This window comes from Clostridium lamae, from assembly GCF_033043255.1.
GTDB lineage: Bacteria > Bacillota > Clostridia > Clostridiales > Clostridiaceae > Clostridium > Clostridium lamae.
In genome coordinates, this window is record NZ_JASCQJ010000039.1 from 12,635 (window position 1) to 32,964 (window position 20,330).

General features: G+C 28.4%; 20 protein-coding genes. 15 read left to right on the plus strand and 5 right to left on the minus strand.

The features are described from left to right. Window positions 1-23 precede the first annotated feature (23 nt). On the minus strand, window positions 24-338 hold the full coding sequence (locus QK892_RS14795) for a PTS lactose/cellobiose transporter subunit IIA (protein ID WP_317274322.1): 315 nt from the start codon (window positions 336-338) through the stop codon (window positions 24-26). Between the two features lie 212 nt (window positions 339-550). On the opposite strand from QK892_RS14795, the gene QK892_RS14800 reads away from it, so the two are divergent. The 7 genes from QK892_RS14800 (at window position 551) to yidA (ending at window position 7,684) form a co-directional block, all read left to right on the plus strand. Next, window positions 551-1,948: a glycoside hydrolase family 1 protein gene (locus QK892_RS14800; protein ID WP_317274323.1), complete on the plus strand. Its 1,398-nt coding sequence runs from the start codon at window positions 551-553 to the stop codon at window positions 1,946-1,948. Window positions 1,949-2,166: 218 nt separating this feature from the next. Then, window positions 2,167-3,204: a M42 family metallopeptidase gene (locus QK892_RS14805; RefSeq protein WP_317274341.1), complete on the plus strand. Its 1,038-nt coding sequence runs from the start codon at window positions 2,167-2,169 to the stop codon at window positions 3,202-3,204. Window positions 3,205-3,306: 102 nt separating this feature from the next. After that, the gene (locus tag QK892_RS14810) at window positions 3,307-3,807 is read left to right on the plus strand and encodes a DedA family protein (RefSeq protein ID WP_317274324.1); all 501 of its coding nucleotides are present in this window, start codon (window positions 3,307-3,309) and stop codon (window positions 3,805-3,807) included. Between the two features lie 108 nt (window positions 3,808-3,915). Next, complete coding sequence (locus tag QK892_RS14815; RefSeq protein ID WP_317274325.1) at window positions 3,916-4,518, plus strand: HAD family hydrolase; 603 nt, start codon at window positions 3,916-3,918, stop codon at window positions 4,516-4,518. Between the two features lie 103 nt (window positions 4,519-4,621). Further along, complete coding sequence (locus QK892_RS14820) at window positions 4,622-6,067, plus strand: DEAD/DEAH box helicase (protein WP_317274326.1); 1,446 nt, start codon at window positions 4,622-4,624, stop codon at window positions 6,065-6,067. A 464-nt stretch (window positions 6,068-6,531) separates the two neighbouring features. Then, complete coding sequence (locus QK892_RS14825; RefSeq protein ID WP_317274327.1) at window positions 6,532-6,801, plus strand: ATP cone domain-containing protein; 270 nt, start codon at window positions 6,532-6,534, stop codon at window positions 6,799-6,801. Between the two features lie 70 nt (window positions 6,802-6,871). After that, complete coding sequence (gene yidA, locus QK892_RS14830) at window positions 6,872-7,684, plus strand: sugar-phosphatase (protein WP_317274328.1); 813 nt, start codon at window positions 6,872-6,874, stop codon at window positions 7,682-7,684. 117 nt (window positions 7,685-7,801) lie between these two features. Here yidA and QK892_RS14835 read toward each other — a convergent pair whose 3' ends face one another. From QK892_RS14835 to QK892_RS14850, 4 genes are read right to left on the minus strand one after another with little or no spacing between them, the layout of a single operon-like run. Beyond that, on the minus strand, window positions 7,802-8,260 hold the full coding sequence (locus tag QK892_RS14835) for a YhcH/YjgK/YiaL family protein (protein ID WP_317274329.1): 459 nt from the start codon (window positions 8,258-8,260) through the stop codon (window positions 7,802-7,804). Window positions 8,261-8,279: 19 nt separating this feature from the next. Then, entirely contained in the window at window positions 8,280-9,230 is a 951-nt protein-coding gene (locus QK892_RS14840) for an ROK family protein (protein WP_317274330.1), read from the minus strand. Beyond that, entirely contained in the window at window positions 9,223-9,936 is a 714-nt protein-coding gene (locus QK892_RS14845) for an N-acetylmannosamine-6-phosphate 2-epimerase (RefSeq protein ID WP_317274331.1), read from the minus strand. The genes QK892_RS14840 and QK892_RS14845 overlap by 8 nt, the downstream gene beginning before the upstream one ends. Window positions 9,937-9,951: 15 nt before the next feature. Next, window positions 9,952-10,662, minus strand: a complete 711-nt coding sequence (locus tag QK892_RS14850; protein WP_317274332.1) for an SGNH/GDSL hydrolase family protein — start codon at window positions 10,660-10,662, stop codon at window positions 9,952-9,954. A 182-nt stretch (window positions 10,663-10,844) separates the two neighbouring features. Between QK892_RS14850 and QK892_RS14855 the strand changes: the two genes are divergently transcribed. From QK892_RS14855 to QK892_RS14890, 8 genes are all read left to right on the plus strand, one after another. After that, window positions 10,845-11,720 carry an AraC family transcriptional regulator gene (locus tag QK892_RS14855; protein WP_317274333.1) on the plus strand — a complete coding sequence of 292 codons (876 nt, stop codon included), beginning with the start codon at window positions 10,845-10,847 and terminating at the stop codon, window positions 11,718-11,720. A 336-nt stretch (window positions 11,721-12,056) separates the two neighbouring features. Continuing rightward, window positions 12,057-13,394, plus strand: coding sequence for an ABC transporter substrate-binding protein (locus tag QK892_RS14860; RefSeq protein WP_317274334.1), 1,338 nt, complete (start codon window positions 12,057-12,059; stop codon window positions 13,392-13,394). A 66-nt stretch (window positions 13,395-13,460) separates the two neighbouring features. Next, window positions 13,461-14,348 (plus strand): carbohydrate ABC transporter permease, encoded by an 888-nt coding sequence (locus tag QK892_RS14865; protein ID WP_317274335.1) that lies wholly within the window; start codon window positions 13,461-13,463, stop codon window positions 14,346-14,348. Next, window positions 14,348-15,181 (plus strand): carbohydrate ABC transporter permease, encoded by an 834-nt coding sequence (locus QK892_RS14870; protein ID WP_317274336.1) that lies wholly within the window; start codon window positions 14,348-14,350, stop codon window positions 15,179-15,181. The genes QK892_RS14865 and QK892_RS14870 overlap by 1 nt, the downstream gene beginning before the upstream one ends. Window positions 15,182-15,202: 21 nt before the next feature. Continuing rightward, the gene (locus tag QK892_RS14875) at window positions 15,203-16,312 is read left to right on the plus strand and encodes a Gfo/Idh/MocA family protein (RefSeq protein ID WP_317274337.1); all 1,110 of its coding nucleotides are present in this window, start codon (window positions 15,203-15,205) and stop codon (window positions 16,310-16,312) included. Window positions 16,313-16,395: 83 nt separating this feature from the next. Continuing rightward, window positions 16,396-17,310 (plus strand): dihydrodipicolinate synthase family protein, encoded by a 915-nt coding sequence (locus QK892_RS14880; RefSeq protein WP_317274338.1) that lies wholly within the window; start codon window positions 16,396-16,398, stop codon window positions 17,308-17,310. Between the two features lie 157 nt (window positions 17,311-17,467). Continuing rightward, entirely contained in the window at window positions 17,468-19,306 is a 1,839-nt protein-coding gene (gene asnB / locus QK892_RS14885; RefSeq protein ID WP_317274339.1) for an asparagine synthase (glutamine-hydrolyzing), read from the plus strand. A gap of 74 nt (window positions 19,307-19,380) precedes the next feature. Then, on the plus strand, window positions 19,381-20,235 hold the full coding sequence (locus QK892_RS14890; protein WP_317274340.1) for a CorA family divalent cation transporter: 855 nt from the start codon (window positions 19,381-19,383) through the stop codon (window positions 20,233-20,235). The last annotated feature ends 95 nt before the right edge of the window (window positions 20,236-20,330 follow it).

Consider the following 20,330-nt stretch of genomic DNA (forward strand, 5'->3'; position numbering starts at 1 on the left):
TGCTAATTGTTTTTTTATATGTATTATTTTGAATATTTTTTATGGGTTAAGATTAATTCTTCTACAACTAATTTTAATGTTTCTGTAGTCATTAGTTGATCTTCAGCATGCATTAAAATTAATGAGAATTGTAAATTTTCACCATTAGCTTCTTTTTGGATTAATCCAAAATGACTATGATGTCCATTAGCTAAGAACTTATTTGCTTCTTTAACCTTTTCATCAGCAGCATCAAATTTTTCTTCTCTAGCTAGCATTAAAGCTTCCATTAATAAGGATCTTGCCTCACCAACATTACTAATTAATTCAAATGCTATTAACTCCATATTATTTTCCATATAAACCACCTCCATTTTAGGTATATACTTATTATATGAAAATATATAATATATTTCAATGGTAATTTGAATATTATTATTATTCTATTAAAAGATGTATGTTTAAATTAAAAGTATAGACAATTATAATAGTGGTATATATAATAAAATTATGAAATAGAATTCCGTGTAGAAATAAATATGAAATAAAGAGATTTATAGGAGGTATATCAATGACAATTAAATATAATTTTCCTGAAAACTTTTGGTGGGGCTCTGCAACTTCAGGCCCACAATCTGAAGGTGATTTCAATAAACCTCATAAAAGTGTATTCGATTACTGGTATGAAATTGAGCCAGAAGCTTTCTTTGATAAAGTAGGTCCATCAGTTACATCAAATTTTTATAATAGTTATAAAGAAGATTTAGCTATGCTTAAAGAAATAGGGTTAAATAGCTTTAGAACATCTATTCAATGGACTAGACTTATAAAGGATTTAGAAACAGGGGAACCAGATGAGGATGCAATAAGATTCTATAATGATGTAATTGATGAAACCATAAAAAATGGAATGATTCCAGTAATGAATCTTCATCATTTTGATTTACCTATAGAATTATATAATAAGTATGGTGGCTGGGAATCAAAACATGTAGTTGATCTATTTGTTAAATTTGCAGAAACAGCATTTAAGTTATTCTCAGATAGAGTTAAACATTGGACAACTTTCAATGAACCAATAGTTGTTGTAGAAGGGCAATATTTATATCAATTCCATTATCCAAAGATTGTAGATGGAGTAAAAGCAATACAAGTTTTATATAATATAAATTTAGCTTCAGCAAAGGCTATCAAAAAATATAGAGAATTAGAATGTGATAAAGATGGAGGTAAAATTGGAATTATTTTAAATTTAACTCCTGCTTATCCGAGAAGTAATAGTGAAGCTGATTTAAGAGCTTCTAAAATTGCAGATAGCTTATTTAATAATTCATTCTTAGAACCAGCAGTGAATGGAGAATTCCCAGAAATTTTAGTTGAACTATTAACTAAAGACAACGTATTATGGAATTCAACTGAAGAAGAACTGAAAATAATAAAAGAAAATACAATAGATTTTCTAGGTGTAAATTATTATCAACCAAGAAGAGTAATGGCAAAAGAATCAAAGTTTGATGAAAGTAAAGGTTGGATGCCAGATAAATATTTTGATAATTATGATATGCCAAATAAGAGAATGAATCCATATAGAGGCTGGGAAATATATCCTAAGGCAATGTATGATATAGCAATAAATATAAGAGATAATTATAATAATATTCCATGGTATATATCAGAAAATGGTATGGGCGTTGAAGGTGAAGAGATATACATTAATGAAAATGGAAGTATAGAAGATGATTATAGAATAGATTTCTTTAAGGAACATTTAGAATATCTTCATAAGGGTATAGAAGAAGGTTCAAATTGTTTTGGTTTCCATTCATGGACACCGATAGATTGTTGGTCTTGGAGTAATGCATATAAGAATAGATATGGATATATTGCTTTAGACTTAAAAACTTTAAATAAATCAATAAAGAAGTCAGGTAGATGGATTAAGGAAGTATCTGAAAATAATGGCTTTTAATTTATAAGGGGAATACCATTAGGTGTTCCCCTTATAAATTATTAAAGATGAATTTATATGAATATATATTATAGAAGATATGTATAATTATTATATAAATATGGAAATACCATAACAAAATATAGTAAAATAAATTTATAAAGAATATATATTTTACTTATATCGCTAAGATCTAAATAATAGATTTAAGAGATATAAAAAGATGAGGAGTGATTATGATGAGGTACAGTATTAATAAAGAATACGTATTAAGTACGGCAAAAAGAATTTTAGAATTTGATAGCCCAACAGGATTTTGCTTCGATATCATAAAGGTAATTGAAGAAATAGCGATGGGATTTGGTTATAGCTTTGAAACTACTAGAAAGGGATGTGGAATAATTACTATTCCTGGTAATGGTAATGATAAAGTAATAGGTTTATCTGCTCATGTAGATACACTAGGAGCAATGGTTAGATCTATTACTAATAGCGGGACACTAAAATTCACATTATTAGGAGGACCTATTCCAGCTACTATGGATAGTGAATATTGTAAGATAAGAACAAGGGAAGGGAAAATATATACTGGAACATTTCTAAGTACTAGCCCGGCAGTTCATGTTTATCCTGATAGTAAGGATAAAAAGCGTGATCCTGAAAATATGGAAGTTAGGATAGATGAAAAGGTCTTATCAAAGAAGGATGTAGAAGATTTAGGAATATGCCCAGGAGATTTTATTTTTATTGATCCTAAAACAACCATAACAGAAAGTGGATTTATAAAATCAAGATTTATTGATGATAAGGGTAGTGTAGCTGCATTAATGGGTTTAATGGAAGTTTTCAATAGAGAAAAAATAACACCTAAATATACAACAAAAATATTTATTTCAACCTATGAAGAAGTAGGACATGGATCATCATATATTCCTCAAGATATAACAGAAATGATAGCAGTTGACATGGGATGTATAGGAGATGACTTAAGCTGTACAGAATATGATGTATCAATCTGCGCAAAGGACTCAGGGGGGCCATATGATTACAATATGGTGACAAATTTGGTTAATTTAGCAAAATCAAATAATATTAGGTATGCAATAGATATTTATCCAATGTATGGTTCTGATGTTGGAGCAGCACTTAGAGGTGGAAATGATATAAGAGGAGCGCTTATAGGACCAGGAGTTCATGCATCACATGGTATGGAAAGAACACATTATGAGGCTATAGAAAATACTATAAAGCTAATTATAGAATATTTAATGGCATAACTTTATAAATTTTTTAAGAAAAATTGAATTGTATTTTAAGGATAAATTAAGAAATAAGGGGTAAACTACAAGTCAATACTAAAGACTTGGAGTGTAAATAGAATGGGGAATATACAAGTAATAATAGAATATTTTGCAAGATACGGATTAATATTTGTATTTTTTATAATTTTTTTGGAGTATTTAAACTTTCCAGGATTGGGGGCAGCTATAATAATGCCTGCAATAGGCATGGCTGTAGCAAAGTCAGGAATTAATTTTTTTATAGCCCTTGGAATATCAATAATTGCTGGTGAGTTAGCTAGCTATGTACTTTTTGGAATATCATATTGGTTTGGGCAACCTATTTTAACTAAGATATATAATAAGTTTCCCAAATCAAGAAAATCTATAGATAAAGTTTGTTTGTATATAGAGAATTACGGTGATAAAGGAGTGTTAATAATAAGATTAATTCCAGCTGTTAGAACCTTAATCCCATTTGTGGCAGGAATGTTTAGGATGAATATTATTAAATACTCACTTTATTCAATAATAGGCATAACAATTTGGAATTCAGCACTTATGTATGCTGGGTATGCCTTTGGATATTTTTTTATTTAATATAGTACATATTAATGTATAGATGAACAGATAAAAATGTATTTTTTGACAGTAGATATGGGGGATAAGCTATCTACTGTTCTTTAAATTTTTGTATGGAGGGTATTTATGTATAAGAACATAATTTTTGATTTAGGAAATGTTTTATTAGATTTTAATCCAAGAGATTATTTAAAAAGCAAAATCTCAGATAACAAATTAGAAGATGTTTTTAAAGCTATTTTTAATAGTGAAGAATGGGTAATGTTAGATAGAGGGACAATAACTGAGAAAGAAGCAATTAAAAATATAATCAATAGAAATATTAAATATACAGATGAAATTAATTTAGCTTTCGATAATTGGTATGATATATTAAAGCCTATAGAAGAAACTGTGGAGATATTAAGTTCTTTAAAAGAAAAGGGTTATAAAATATATTATTTATCAAACTTTCATGAATTAGCATTTGGAGAAGTAACAAAGAAAAATAAGTTTTTTGAGCTTTTTGATGGAGGGGTAGTATCTTATGCTGAAAAGTTAATTAAGCCGGAAGAAGATATTTATAAACTTATTTTAGAAAGATATAAATTAAATCCAAATGAAAGTATATTTGTTGATGATATGGAAGCAAATGTGGAAGGTGCAAATAAAGTAGGAATAAAAACTGTTTTATTTAAGGGACCTAAAGAATTAAAAGAAGAATTGAATAATTTAAAAGTAAAAATATAAGTATGCTAGCCAGTTTAAAGATTAATGATTTACTTGTATATGACATAATACTAGGGTAAAATTAATAAAGTTATTGAATATGTTATAAGAAAGAGGTAAATCCATGAGTATAGATAGATTTGAAGATATGGGGTTAAAAGAAGAGATTTTAAAAGCCTTAAAAAACTTAGGTTTTGAAAGCCCTTCGGAAGTTCAAAAAGAAGTTATCCCTGAAATAATGAATAAAAAGGATGTAGTTGTAAAATCTCAAACAGGAAGTGGTAAAACAGCTAGCTTTGGAATTCCACTTTGTGAGCTTATTAATGAAGAAGAAAATGTAGTTAAAGCTTTAGTGCTAGTTCCAACAAGGGAATTAGCAATGCAAGTTAAAGAGGATATTTCAAACATAGGAAGACTAAAAAAAATAAGATGTGCAGCTATATTTGGTAAGCAACCCTTTAATGAGCAAGTTAGGGAATTAAAGCAAAGAGTTCATATAGTTTCTGGAACTCCAGGAAGAGTGATAGATCATATAGAAAGAGGAAATTTAGATACTAGCAAAATAGAATATGTTATTATAGACGAAGCAGACAAAATGCTAAATATGGGATTTATAGATCAAATTTCTGAAGTTTTAAGTAAGCTACCTAAAAATAAAAATACTGCACTTTTTTCAGCTACAATTCCAAGTGAAATTGAAGGTTTATATTCTAAGTATATGAGAGAACCAAAGGTTTTAAATATAAAATCTAAAGTTTTTAATAGAGAAAAGATAAGTGAAAGATTTATCCTTTCTAATAGAGAGGATAAGATTAAAACTTTATTAAAGCTTCTTTATGCTTATACTGATGATAGTGCTATAGTATTTTGCAATACTAAGGATTCAGTTAAAAAATTATGTTCTTCATTAAAAAAGGAAAAGATAAAAGTAGATGAATTACATGGTGATATGGATCAAAAGCTAAGATTAAAGGTTATGGATAACTTTAAAAATAAAGATTTTAAAGTATTAATAGCTACGGATATTGCAGCTAGAGGAATTCATATAAACCATATAACTAATGTGTTTAATTATGAAGTTCCTATGGAAAGAGAAAGCTATGTTCATAGAATAGGCAGAAGTGGAAGAGGAGAAAAAAATGGCTTAGCCATAACATTAACTTCTCTAGGAGAAAGAAAATTTCTAGATGATATTGAAGAATATATAGGATATGAGATAGAAGAATTAAAGCTTCCACCTTATGAAGATGTAATTTCAGGAAGGAAGAACTTCTTTGAAAGTCAAAAAAATGATTATGGAAATAATAGCACTAAGAAAAAATCAGTACATAATGAAGTTACTAAAATTTATATAGGCGCAGGTAAAAAGAAGAAAATAAGAAATGTTGATATACTAGGAGCTTTAAGCAATTTAGAAGAATTAACAGGTGAGGATATCGGAATCATTGATGTACAAGATGGTTTTTCATTTGTTGATATTTTAAATGGAAAAGGTAATGACTTGTTGAAGAAGTATAAAGAAATAAAAGTAAAAGGTAAAATTGCTAAGTTAAGCAAAGCAAAAAATTAACATATAGATAATATACTTCATTTATAGTAGACAGTTAAAAAATTAAACTGAAATTATGAAGGGATTATTTTATTACCTTCAGTATAGAAGGAGATAAATAATATATGAGTGTTACTTGGAGTTTGGTAGATAATAAATAATGTATATAATTCCGAGTGTGTGAGGAATTATTTCATTTAGAATTAAGAGAAAAAAATATGATGTTAGTGTGACTTGGAGTTTACGACGGAACAGCTAACATCATATTTTTTCTCTATTTTTTTGGTGTTCAGAATAAATATATTTTTAAAAATATTGAGTAATATTGTATAATTATAGTGATATAACTGTTTGGAATTATAATAAATTTAAACTATTTAAAATGTGAATAATTTTTATATGGTAATACTTATAAATGAGAGATTTTATTTATATTTTAATAAAATAAATATTTATGTCTAATAATAAAAAAGGGAGTGATTTATATGAAAATAATAAAAAAAGATGGAAGACTAGAAGAATTTAATATTAATAAAATTAAAACTAGTATAGAGAATGCAGCAAAAGATAGTGGTTCATTTTTAAATTCATCTGATTTAAGAATATTAGCAGATGATATTCAAAAGACAATATTAGCAATTAGAAAAGATCCTTGTATTACATCAAGTTATGAGGTAACTGGAATTATTTTTAGCATTTTAAGAAATGATGGATTTAGTAATATATTAAAAGCCTATATTGAGTTTAATAAATAGATTTAATAAATGAATAATAAATAAATATATGGTATAATCTAATTAAATTTCACATTTACGGAGGATTATAATGTATAAATTAGTAGCTATTGATATGGATGGTACTTTACTTAAGGAGGATAAAACTATATCTGAAAGAACTAAAAATGCCATCCAATCAGCCAGGGAAAAGGGCGTAACAGTAGTTTTAGCAACGGGCAGACCGATAGATGGTGTTTCAAGATATCTAGAAGAGTTAAATATGTATTCAGATAATGATTATGTGTTAAGTTATAACGGTGCTTTAATTCAGAAAACAAAAAGTAAGGAAGCTGTTGCAAAAGTAGCATTAAAGGGAGAAGATTTACATTATTTAAGAAAGTTAAGTAATGAATTAGGAGTTCATATTCATGCTTTTTCAGAAGAAAAAGGCTTAATAACTCCTAAAAATAGTAAATATACAGAAGTAGAAGCACATATAAATAATATAGAAATTCATGAAATGAATATAGATAATATTCCTAATGACGAAGTAATGATAAAAGTTATGATGATAGATGAGCCAGAGATTTTAGGGCCAGCTATGGAAAAGCTTCCGAAGGAAGTATATGAAAAATATACTGTAGTTAGAAGTACACCTTTCTTCTTGGAATTCTTAAATAAAGAAGTTAATAAGGGTGTAGGAGTTGAAATGCTAGCTAAGCATTTAGGAGTAAAAAGAGAAGAAGTCATGACTTTTGGCGATGCAGGAAATGATCTTCATATGATTGAATATGCAGGATTAGGGGTTGCTATGGCAAATGCTTTTGATGAAGTTAAGGAAGCAGCAAATTATATTACAGATACTAATGAAAATGATGGAGTTGCTAAAGCAATAGAAAAATTTATACTTGAAAACAATTAATTAATAAGAGGCTACTGAAATTTCAGTAGCCTTTCTTTAATTTTAAAGTGAATCTATTAATTTTACCATAACTTTGAGTGAATTAAAGAGCATAAGTAAAATTAATAGATGCACTTTTTATAAAAGATTTACTTTAATTTTAAAAACAATTTTTTTTATAGCTATAGGGGAATTTTTCATAATTGCTACCTTATGCGCATCTGTAGGCCAACAAATCATAAAATCTCCAGGATTTAAAAAGTATGTACCATCGGCATTACCTGTATAGAAACCAACATCATTTTTATAATCAAAAGATTTTTTTATATCAAGATTTGAAGTATGAGCTGTAGAAATTCCTTCGATACCTTCTAAAATATAGTGTATATCTAAATATTTTTGATGAGCTTCAAATATGCATTCACTTTCAGGTTTAGAAGTTAATAATACTGGATTAGCAAATAAGTTATCTTTCTCGTAAACTACGGTAGAAGTAGGAATGTTTTGAAGATTAAATTTTGAGAGTTCCTGTAGTACTCGATAAATTACAGGGAAAGATTTGTAGTTGTTAATATTATTTATATTATCAAATATCATAAGTGCCTCCTATAAAAAATTATTGGTTATATATTAAGTTATAAACTGCTCCACATAGGCCAGCATAATTCCCTAGAGATGCAGAAGAAATTTTTAAGTGCATTTTAAAGCTAGGCATTATCATTTCAAATACTTTATTACGTAGGGGGGTTATAAAAAGGTCTTCTTGACTACTAACTCCACCACCTATTATTACAAGTTCAGGATTAAAGATATGAATTAACCCTACTAGTCCTATAGCTATATTTTCTATCCATTTATCAACTATATTTTTAATTTCATTATTTCCTAGACGGATTTGTTCAAATATAAATTTTCCATTTATATCATTTATATTTTCAATATAAATATTAGTATCAGAAGTTAATAATTCCCTTACATCTGTGACTAAAGCAGTAGTTGATGCATATTGCTCGTAGCAACCTATATTTCCACAAGAACATTTTTTCCCAGATGTATTAATAGGAAAATGACCAAGTTCCCCCGCAATACCTATTTTACCAGATAATAGCTTTCCATCAGCGATTATTCCACCACCAATACCGGTTCCTACAGTTATCATTATTATATTAGAAAAGCTAATAGCACTACCCTTCCAATATTCACCGATTATAGCACAGTTGGCATCATTAGCTACTGAAACAGGAATACGATATTTATCTTTAAGAATATCCTTTAATGGAGTTCCTATCCAATTGTCTATATGTCCTGAAGTGCCAACTACAGAACCAGTACATGTATCTATTTGCCCAGTAGCAGAAACTCCAATACCAAGAATAGTTGATATATCTAGATTATTTTTATTAATAAACATATCTATTGATTTCAATACAGTCTTAATAATAAATGTTTTATAATTATCGAAGTTTACTGAAAAATTATCAGCTTTGAGTATATCTCCAGAACCTGTAACAAGTCCTATTTTAACTTCAGTTCCACCAATATCAACACCTAAATATAAATCATCCATTCTTTACACCCTCCATAGCATTAATAAAACGTGTTGCAATTTCTAAAGGCCTAGTTATAGCACCACCTACTACAACAGCAAATGCACCAGCATTTAAAAGTTGTACGGCTTGTTCAGGTGTATGAACCTTACCTTCAGCAATAATTGGAATATCTATAGTTGAAGCAAGTTTTTTTACTAGTTCAATATCTGGGCCATCAATTTTAGGTGAATAGCTAGTATAACCACTTAAGGTTGTACCAACAAAATCTACACCGCATTTCCAAGCATTTATTCCTTCTTCATAGGTAGAAATATCAGCCATTAGTATAATATTTGGATATTTGAGTTTTATATCTTTTATGAATTCATTAATAGTACTATTGTCACCTCTTTTACGCATAGTACAATCTAGGGCGACAATATCAGTATCAACAGAAACTAATTCATCAATTTCCTTCATTGTTGGAGTAATAAAAGAGTCATACCCTTCGTAATTAATTTTAATAATGCCTATAACAGGGAGAGAAGTTTCTTCTTTAATAGCTATGATATCTCTAATACTATTTGTACGAATACAAGGGGAACCGGCTTGTTTTGCAGCTCGAGCCATTAGGTACATAATAGATTTTTCCTCTACATATAGAGGTTCTGATGGCAGTGCTTGACAAGATATTATTAATTTACCTTTTATTTTTTCTAATATTTCTTGTTTTCTATATTTCATAAGTTGAAATCTCCTTTATATAATTATATTTTGTTTCTTTAACGTATTTTTTAATACTGTAGCCATTATATTGTAACCATTTGCATTGGGGTGGAGACCATCATATGTAATTCCATCAAGAAGAATATTTGTCCCAGGAACTACAGTTGTATGATAATAATCAACATAAATGATTTTTTTTTCTTTGCTATAGCTATATAAAAAGTCATTAAAATCACAAATAAACTTTTTGCGTTTTACCTCACACAGTGAAACAGGAATATTAATAGGGAGTAAGCTAACTATAATAGGGATTGTAGATGTTCTAGTACATTGTTCTATGATATCTATATAATTTTCTTTTGCTTTTAGAAAAACTTCGTCATAAGGTAAACCAGGTATTTGGCGCCAATAATCTCCTTCTAAGTCTAAAGAATCATTAATTCCTATTCCTATTATGCAATATTTAGGAGATAACTGTAGAGCATCGGCCCAGAGTCTTTTAGCTAAATAGGTAGTAGTATCTCCTCCAATACCACGATTTATTATTAATTGATCGGGTTTATTAAAATATGCATTTAACTCCCAATAATTAATGATAGAATCTCCTATAAAAATAAAATCAGGATTTATTTTATTTTCCATTAAGGTAAGGTTTTTTATATCAAATTCTTTTCTTCGAGTATCTGCAGATGCATTTACTGAAAAATACCCAGGGTTATAACATTCTTTTCCTATTTTAAACATAATAAAAAAATTCTTCCTTTCAATAAAATTTAATATTTATATTTTAAATATAATATTATGAAAAAAAATTATAAATAGGTTAAATGACTAATTATAGCACAAAACAACTGAATTATAATTGAAAATAGATAATTTATATATTATAATTGTTATAATATTACATATAAAAGGGGGGGCGGACTATGAATAATTCATTTATAAATTCTATAAGATTCAATTTTCTCTATATTGAAAGATATACATTTGGCAAGTCTTGGGTTTATCCTGAAAATTATTTACCTTACTGTATGTTGAGATATATTATAAAGGGTGAAGCAGTATTTTCCGTAGATGGTAAAGATGTTAAGGTTAAAAAGGGGGATATTGTGTACCTTCCATTTGGAAGTAAAATATCTTGTCATGCTCTTGATGAAGATTTTGCTTTTTATAGCATAAGATTTGCTACATCTGTAAATTATGATGGAGGAGATTTATTAACAGATTGCTTTCATGTTCCTACAGTTATCCATGACATAGATGATGAAGGAAGAATATATTTTGAAAAAATTTACACATGGATAAAAACAAATAAGGATTCTAGGATGTTTTGGGTAAGAGGTTATCTTGAATTGATTATAGGATATGTTATTGATAAGTGTAAAAATAACATAGATATTAATAATAAAAATTTTGTTATTAATGAAGAATTTTCATTGGAAAGAATTAAAAATAGAACTAAAAAATCTGATGTTAAATTAGATCCACGAATTCAAGTTGTGGTAGATTATATAATTTTACATCCAACAGAGCAATATACAATTTCAAAAATGAGTAGAATGGCTGAATTAAGTGAATCAAGATTTAGGACTCTATTTAAACAACAGATTGGAAAAAATCCATTAGAATATTTAAATGAGATTAGAGTTATGACAGCAGCGAGAAAATTGTTAATTTCAGGTGATAATATAAGTGATATAGCATATGAAGTAGGTTTTGAAGATGCAAATTATTTTAGTAGAATATTTAAAAAGTATTTTTGTATTACACCAAAGCAATATAGAGATAATGCTAAAGAATAAGTGCATAATAGTTGATTTATGCTATAAAAAATAGAATTATATATTGTATTAAATTTTATTAATAAATATAATTTAATTTATTTATTTTTATAATAATAAATAAATTAATTTAAAAAGGTGATTTTATTGTAGAAGTCACCCTTTTTTTGCATGTAAATAAACTATATATAGTAAAATAATTGAAAAAATGAGAATTTTAAATACCAGATAAAAGATTAAAAAATAACTGTTTTATGCTAATATTTAATGTTTTTTGCGTGGAAATGAAAAAAAGAGTAATGTATACTAAAGTTATAAGTAAAGCTTTACATAAAGTTTGTTATTAGGAGGTTAGAAATGAGAAAAAAATTAGTAAGTATTTTGTTAACAATGGTTATGGGGGTAACGTTATTTGTAGGGTGTGGAGATAGCTCTTCTAAAGGGGGTAGCACTGAATCTGCATCAGGTGAATTAAGTGGTGAAATTACATTTTGGCATTCTTTTACTCAAGGAGCAAGATTAGATACTATACAAGCAGTAGCAGATGAATTTATGAATGATAATCCTAATGTAAAAATTAATATTGAAACTTTTTCCTGGGGAGATTTTTATACAAAGTGGACAACTGGACTTGCTTCAGGAAATGTACCAGATATGAGTACAGCCCTTCCAGGTCACGTTGTTGAAATGATGGATGCTGGAGCAATTATTCCATTAGATGATGTTATTGATAATATTGGGCGTGACAAATTTTCTGAAGCAGCATTGTCAGAAGGGGAATCAGAAGGAAGTAACTATTCTGTACCATTATATTCCCATGCACAAGTAATGTGGTACAGAAAAGATTTATTAGAAGCAGCAGGACTTGAAGTTCCAAAGACTTGGGATGAATTTGCAAATGCGGCTAAGGTTTTAACTACTAATGATGTTTATGGATGCTCATTTCCAACTGGGTCTAAAGATTTAATGGGGACAAGGTTCTTAAATTTTTATGTACGTAGTGGTGGAGGAAGTCTTTTAACAGAGGATTTAAAAGCAGATATTACTAGTGATTTAGCTATTGAAGGAATTAATTATTGGCTTGATATTTATAACAGTTCTTCACCAAAAGATTCTATTAACTATGTAGTCCTTGATCAAGCAACTTTATTCTACCAAGGAAAGACTGCATTTGATTTTAATTCTGGTTTCCAAATAAGTGGTGTAGCTACAAACTCACCAGATTTAGTTGATAAAATTGATTGTGCACCAATTCCAAAGATTAATGCAGATGATCCTGATTATGGAATAGAAACCTCAAATATTCCAATGGTAATATGGGAAAAATCAGAACATCCAGAAATATGTAAGGCTTTTATTGAAAAATTATATGAAACAGAAAATTATATTGAGTTTTTAGAAGCAACACCTGTAGGTATGTTACCTTCTATTAAAGGTATATCAGACACTGAAGAATACAAGTCAAATGAAACAGTTCAGCAGTTCTCAAATGCTGTAGATGTTATTAGTACAGCTGTTGATAGTGGTACAGCTATAGGCTTTGAACATGGGCCAAGTGTACAAGCAGGTTTATTAACATCCCAAGGCATTATTGAATCTATGTTCCAAGATATTATTACAAATGGAACAGATGTTAAAGAAGCAGCTCAAACTGCTGAAGATAAATTGAATGAGTTATTTAGTACAGTTAATTAATATAAATATTTAATATAGGAAACCTGACAAGGTTTCCTAATTTGAGAAAGGGTGGCGAGGATATTTGTGAAAATAAAATCAAAGAAAGATTATGCTCGATGGGTATTTGTACTTCCAGCTCTTATTATAGTAGGAGTATTATTAATCTATCCTATATTTTCTAGTCTATATTATAGTTTAACAACAAAGCATTTAATTAAGCAAACATATGATTTTATTGGATTAAAAAACTATATATCAGTTTTAAAGGATTCAGATTTCTTTAAAGCATTTGGTGTATCTATTTTATGGACCATAGTATCGTTAATTGGGCAACTATTTATAGGTTTTACTGCAGCTTTGGCAATTAATAGAGTAAAGCATTTAAAAGGTATTTATCGTACATTATTAATTATTCCTTGGGCCTTTCCGTCTATAGTAATAGCATTATCTTGGAAATGGATATTAAATGGAGTATCTGGTTTTATACCAAATATACTTGTTAAATTAGGATTAGCTAATAGTTTGCCACAGTTTTTAAGTGATGGAAATTTAGTTTTACCAACTTTATTTTTTATAAATGTATGGTTTGGGGCACCGATGATAATGGTAAATGTTCTTTCAGCATTACAAACAATACCACAAGATCAGTATGAAGCAGCACAAATTGATGGAGCATCAAAAAGTCAACAATTTAGATTTATTACTATGCCTCATATAAAAACTGTAATTGGTTTACTTGTAGTATTACGTACAATTTGGATATTTAATAATTTTGATTTAATTTATTTAATCACCGGTGGTGGACCTGCAAATACAACAACCACAGTACCTATATATGCTTATAATATGGGATGGGGAAGTAAGATGTTAGGTAAATCATCAGCTGTAACTATTTTATTACTATTATTTTTATTAGTTATATGTACAATTTATTTTACTATTATAGGTAAATGGGAAAAGGAGGATAAATAATGATAAGTAAAAAAGATAAGTTTGGAAATTTTATGTGTCATATATATCTTATTATTTTAACTATTATAGCAGTTTTCCCATTACTTTGGATAATACTTTCTTCAGTAAAAACAACTGGAGAACTTACATCAAACCCTACAGGTTTTTTACCAAAAAACTTTACAGTACAAAATTTCATTCATGTAATTAAAGATTTAGGCTTTGCAGTAAATATTAAGAATAGTTTATTAATTGCTTTTATAACTACTTTAATAGCAATTACAATTTCAGCCATGGCTGCTTATGGGATTGTAAGATTCTTTCCTAAGTTTGGAAGCTTAATGTCTAAATTACTTGTTACTACATATATGTTTCCACCAATTTTATTAGCTATTCCATATTCCTTAGTAATGGCTAAGGCTGGACTTACTAATACAATGACAGGACTAATAATAGTTTATCTTTCCTTCAGCGTGCCTTATGCAGTTTGGATGCTTGTTGGATTTTTTAAAACGGTTCCAATTGGGATAGAGGAGGCTGCCAGAATTGATGGTGCAGATAAACTTCAAACATTTGTAAGAATAGTACTTCCATTAGTTATGCCAGGAATAGTAGCCACAGCAATTTATACTTTTATAAATGCATGGAATGAATTTTTATATGCTTTAATCTTAATAAATAGTACAGATATAATGACTGTTTCAGTTGCGCTTAGATCATTACAAGGAGCTGAAATTCTTTCATGGGGAGATATGATGGCAGCATCGACCATTGTTGTTATACCATCAATAATTTTCTTTATGATAATTCAAAGAAAAATTGCAGGTGGAATGACAGAAGGGTCAGTAAAATAATTAATATAATGGAGGGTAAATATGAAAAATATAGGTTATGCAATAGTAGGAACTGGATATTTTGGAGCTGAGTTAGGACGTATTCTTAAAGAACAAGAAGGAGCTAAGATTGTGTCTGTGTTAGATCCAGAAAATGCAGAAGCAATAGCTAAGGAATTAGAATGTGATGTGGAAAATGATTTAGATACTATGTATAGTAGAGAGGATGTAGATGCTGTTATAGTAGCTACTCCTAATTATCTACATAAAGAACCTGTTATTAAAGCAGCAGAACATGGAATTCATGTGTTTTGTGAAAAACCAATAGCTTTAAGTTATGAAGATTGTAATGAAATGGTTAGTGTTTGTCAAAAAAATGGTGTAATATTTATGGCTGGTCATGTAATGAATTTCTTTAGAAGTGTAAGACATGCTAAGAGATTAATTAATGAAGGTGTAATAGGTGATGTACTTTATTGTCATTCTGCTAGAAATGGATGGGAAGAACCTCAACCAAGTATATCATGGAAAAAAATTCGTGAAAAATCAGGTGGACATCTATATCACCATATTCATGAGCTAGATTGCATTCAATTTATTATGGGGGTTCCAGAAGAAGTAACTATGGTAGGAGGAAATGTAGCCCATTTAGGTGAAAAATTTGGTGATGAAGATGATATGTTATTTATTACATTACAATTTCCAAATAATAGATATGCTGTTTTAGAATATGGTTCTGCATTTCACTGGCCAGAGCATTATGTATTAATTCAAGGAACAAAAGGGGCAATTAGAATTGATATGAAAGATGTTGCCATGACAGTAAAAACTCAAAATGGTAAAGATACCTATCTTGTACATGAAACAAAAGAGGAAGATGATGAGCGTATAAAAATTTATCATGGAACCGAGATGGATGGTGCAATTGCGTATGGTAAACCAGGAAAATTACCTCCAAAATGGCTTCATGGAATTATGAAAAATGAAATGAAATACTTCAATGGAATTTTACATGGAAAAGAAGCAGATGATGAGTTTAAGCCATTATTAACAGGGGAGGCAGCCAAAGCAGCAATTGCTACTGCTGATGCATTAACAAAATCACGTTATGAAAATAGAAAAGTTAAATTAAGTGAAATTATTTTAAAATAAAGATATTGAAGTATATTTTTAGATTATTCTTAAGTTAAAAAGTATGAAAGATATTAATACTGAAAATATCAAGGAGAAGATATATGAAGGAGTTAGAAAAATATAAAGGTATAATACCAGCTTTTTATGCTTGTTACGATGATGAAGGGAAAATAAGTCCAGAGCGTACTCAAATGTTTACACAATATCTAATAGGTAAAGGAATAAAAGGACTTTATGTTTGTGGATCTTCAGGAGAATGCATATATCAAAGTAAAGAAGAAAGAAAATTAATATTAGAAAATGTAATGAAGGTTGCAAAAGGAAAAATTACTATAATAGCTCATGTTGGATGTAATAACACTTCAGATAGTATGGAGTTAGCGAAGCATGCGGAAAGTCTAGAGGTAGATGCGATAGCTTCTATTCCACCTATTTACTTCCATTTGCCTGATTATGCAATTGCAGAATATTGGAATGATATAAGTAATTCTGCACCAAAAACTGATTTTATTATATATAATATTCCACAATTAGCAGGAGTTAGTTTAGGTATGAATTTATATAAAGAAATGCTTAAAAATCCAAGAGTGATAGGTGTGAAAAATTCATCAATGCCCGTACTAGATATTCAAATGTTTAAAGATGTATCAGGTGATAATAGTGTTGTATTTAATGGGCCAGATGAACAATTTGTTGCTGGACGTATAATTGGAGCTGATGGTGGTATTGGGGGAACTTACGCAGTAATGCCAGAGTTATTTATTGCGGCGGATAAAGCTTTATCTGAAGGCGATTTTAAGAAGGCTCAAGAAATTCAATATAAAATTAGTAGAATTATATACGAAATGTGTAGTTGTCACGGACACCTTTATGGAGTAATTAAAGAAATCCTAAGAGGAAGAGGAGTTGATATTGGAGGAGTTAGAAAGCCACTACCATCAATAACAGAAGATGATAGAAATCAAATAAAACTATGTAGTAAAATGATAGATGAAGCCTTACAAAGTTTAAATTAGTGAACAATTCTTCCACATATAATATATATATAAAACTTTTTATGAGAAACTCATAAGAAGTTTTTTTATTATATAACTTTAAAGTATTTTTAAATCACTATTATCAAAACATAGTCATATAACTATAAATATAAGCAAACAAGAAAGAGGGAAGATTATGTGTGGAATAACAGGATTTATTAATTTTAAAAAGAATATAAAAGATGAAGATAATATATTAAAGAATATGACTGATACTTTAATAAATAGAGGACCTAATTCTGGCGGAATGTATATTTCTAATAATGTTATGCTTGGACATAGAAGACTTGTAGTAGTTGATCCAGAAGGTGGAGGTCAACCTATGAAAAGGTCTGTTAATGGTAAAGATTATGTTCTTATATATAATGGAGAGCTATATAATACTGAAGATCTTAGACAAGAATTGTTAAGTGATGGTTATAAATTTGAAGGATACTCTGATACTGAAGTATTACTTTTATCATATATAAGATGGGGAATAGATGCGATATCTAAGTTTAATGGAATATTTGCTTTTGCTATTTATGATGAGGCAAAGAGAAGAGTTGTTTTAGCAAGAGATGCTATGGGCGTAAAGCCATTATTTTATAGTATAAAAAATAATACATTTATTTTTGGATCAGAATTAAAAAGTTTATTTAAGCATCCATATGTAGAACCTATTGTAGATAAGGATGGGTTAACAGAATTATTTGCATTAGGACCAGCAGTTATACCTGGAACTACTGTTTATAAGGATATTAATGAGGTTAAACCAGGTCAGTATTTGATATTAGATGAATATGGACTAAAAAAGGATGTGTATTGGGAGCTTAAAGCAGAAGAATTTAATGAAAGTGAAGAAGAAGCAGTTGAACATGTAAGAGAATTACTTGTAGATGCAATAAAGAGGCAACTAGTTGGAGATGTACCACTTTGTACTTTTTTATCCGGAGGATTAGACTCATCAGCAATTTCAGCAATAGCAGCAGAAGAATATAAAAAGAAAAATAAGATATTAACTACTTATTCTATAGATTATGAGGATAATGAAAAGTTCTTTAAATCATCACTATTTCAACCAACATCAGATCAATATTATGCAGAATTTATGTCAAAATATATAGGTAGTGATCATAGAACTGTTGTATTAAATCATACAGATTTAGTTAATGCACTAGATAATGCTTTAATTGGTAGAGACTTGCCTGGTATGGCAGATGTAGATTCATCTCTTTACTTGTTTTGTAAAGAAGTAAAGAAAGATTTTGTAATTGCTTTATCTGGAGAATGTGCTGACGAATTATTTGGAGGCTATCCTTGGTTCACTAATGAAGAAATGATAAATTCAAATACTTTTCCATGGTCAAGATTTATAGGGGAAAGAAAAGCAATTTTAAGTCCAGAATTAAAGAACTTAAAAATAGAAGAAGTAGCACAATCAGCATATAGTGATACTTTAAAAGAAGTTCCGCATTTATATGGAGAAAGCCCTTTGGAGCATAGAATGAGAGAATTATTTTACTTAAATTTAAGATGGTTTATGGTGAATTTATTAAACAGAAAAGATAGGATGAGTATGGCAAATAGTTTAGAAGTGAGAGTGCCATTTGCAGACTATAAAATAGTAGAATATGCATTTAATATTCCTTCAAAAATAAAACTACTTAATGGAAGAGAAAAGGGATTATTAAGAAAGTCCTTAGAAGGAATTTTACCAGAAGATATTATTTATAGAAAAAAGAGTCCTTATCCAAAGACACATAATCCAGTTTATACTGATATGGTTTGTAATATTATGAGAGATATATTACAAGATAAATCTTCACCGATATTAAATATTATAGATAGAGATAAGGTTAAGGAAATAGTTGATACAAAGGGAAATTCTTATAAAACACCTTGGTTTGGACAGTTAATGACAGGAGCTCAAATGATTGCATATTTAATTCAAATCAATAATTGGTTAAAGAATTATAATGTGAAATTAGTATAGAAAAATGGAGCTGTTTTATCAGCTCCAAACTAATTTATTAACTAAATAAATATTAAGCAAAGGATGAAAATATTATGATAACTTCAATTTTATCTAATGGAGAAATTATTAATAGTGAAAAATTTGATAATACTTTATCTAATGTAGTTGCTTGCATATGTGAAAATAAGAGTATTAGTGAAATAGTTGATAAGCAAATATCTAATATTCATAAAGATATAGTAATTAAAGATAAGGATATGATATTTTTAAAAATTCCTATTTTACTTTCAGGAAAAAAGGTTTTTATTGATACGATTATAGATAAAGATAAGTTTATTGTAAATTATTATAGTGAAGGTTTTATTGAGTTTTTAAAAGAAAAGATAACTTTACATAGTAGTGTAAATAAATATATGATTTGTTTATTTTTATTTCAATATTTTTCATATCGTTATGATGAAGAATTATTAAAGATAGAAGAACGAGTAGATGAACTTTTTCAAATTGCAGTAAATGGTGAAAGTTCAAATAATAAAGAAATATTAGATCTAAAAAAATTAGTAGCTAAAATTGAAAGATTTACAACAAATTATAAGGCTATGATAATTTACTTAGATTATGAATTTAAGGGGTTAGATTTATATAGTAAAGTTTTATTAATTTTAGATAATACATTAAGCTTAGTAGAAGATATAGAAGCATCTATACTTTCGTGTATAGATATTTATAATTCAGAGATAGCTAATAATACAAACAAAGCTATACAATTACTTACGAGTATTACTGTTATAGCATTGCCTATAACTATAATATCAGGAATATTAGGAATTAGTTTTAATAATAAGTCATTAGTAAATAGCAAAACAGGACTTATTATAGCAATGATGATTACATTAATAATAGTTACTATAGAAATTATATACTTTAGAAAAAAGAAATACTTGTAATTTTATGTTTTGATTATGCAACAACCCTATATTAATTTATAATATAAATGAAAGTAAAATAAAGGATGAAAATATAATGATAACTTCAATTTTAT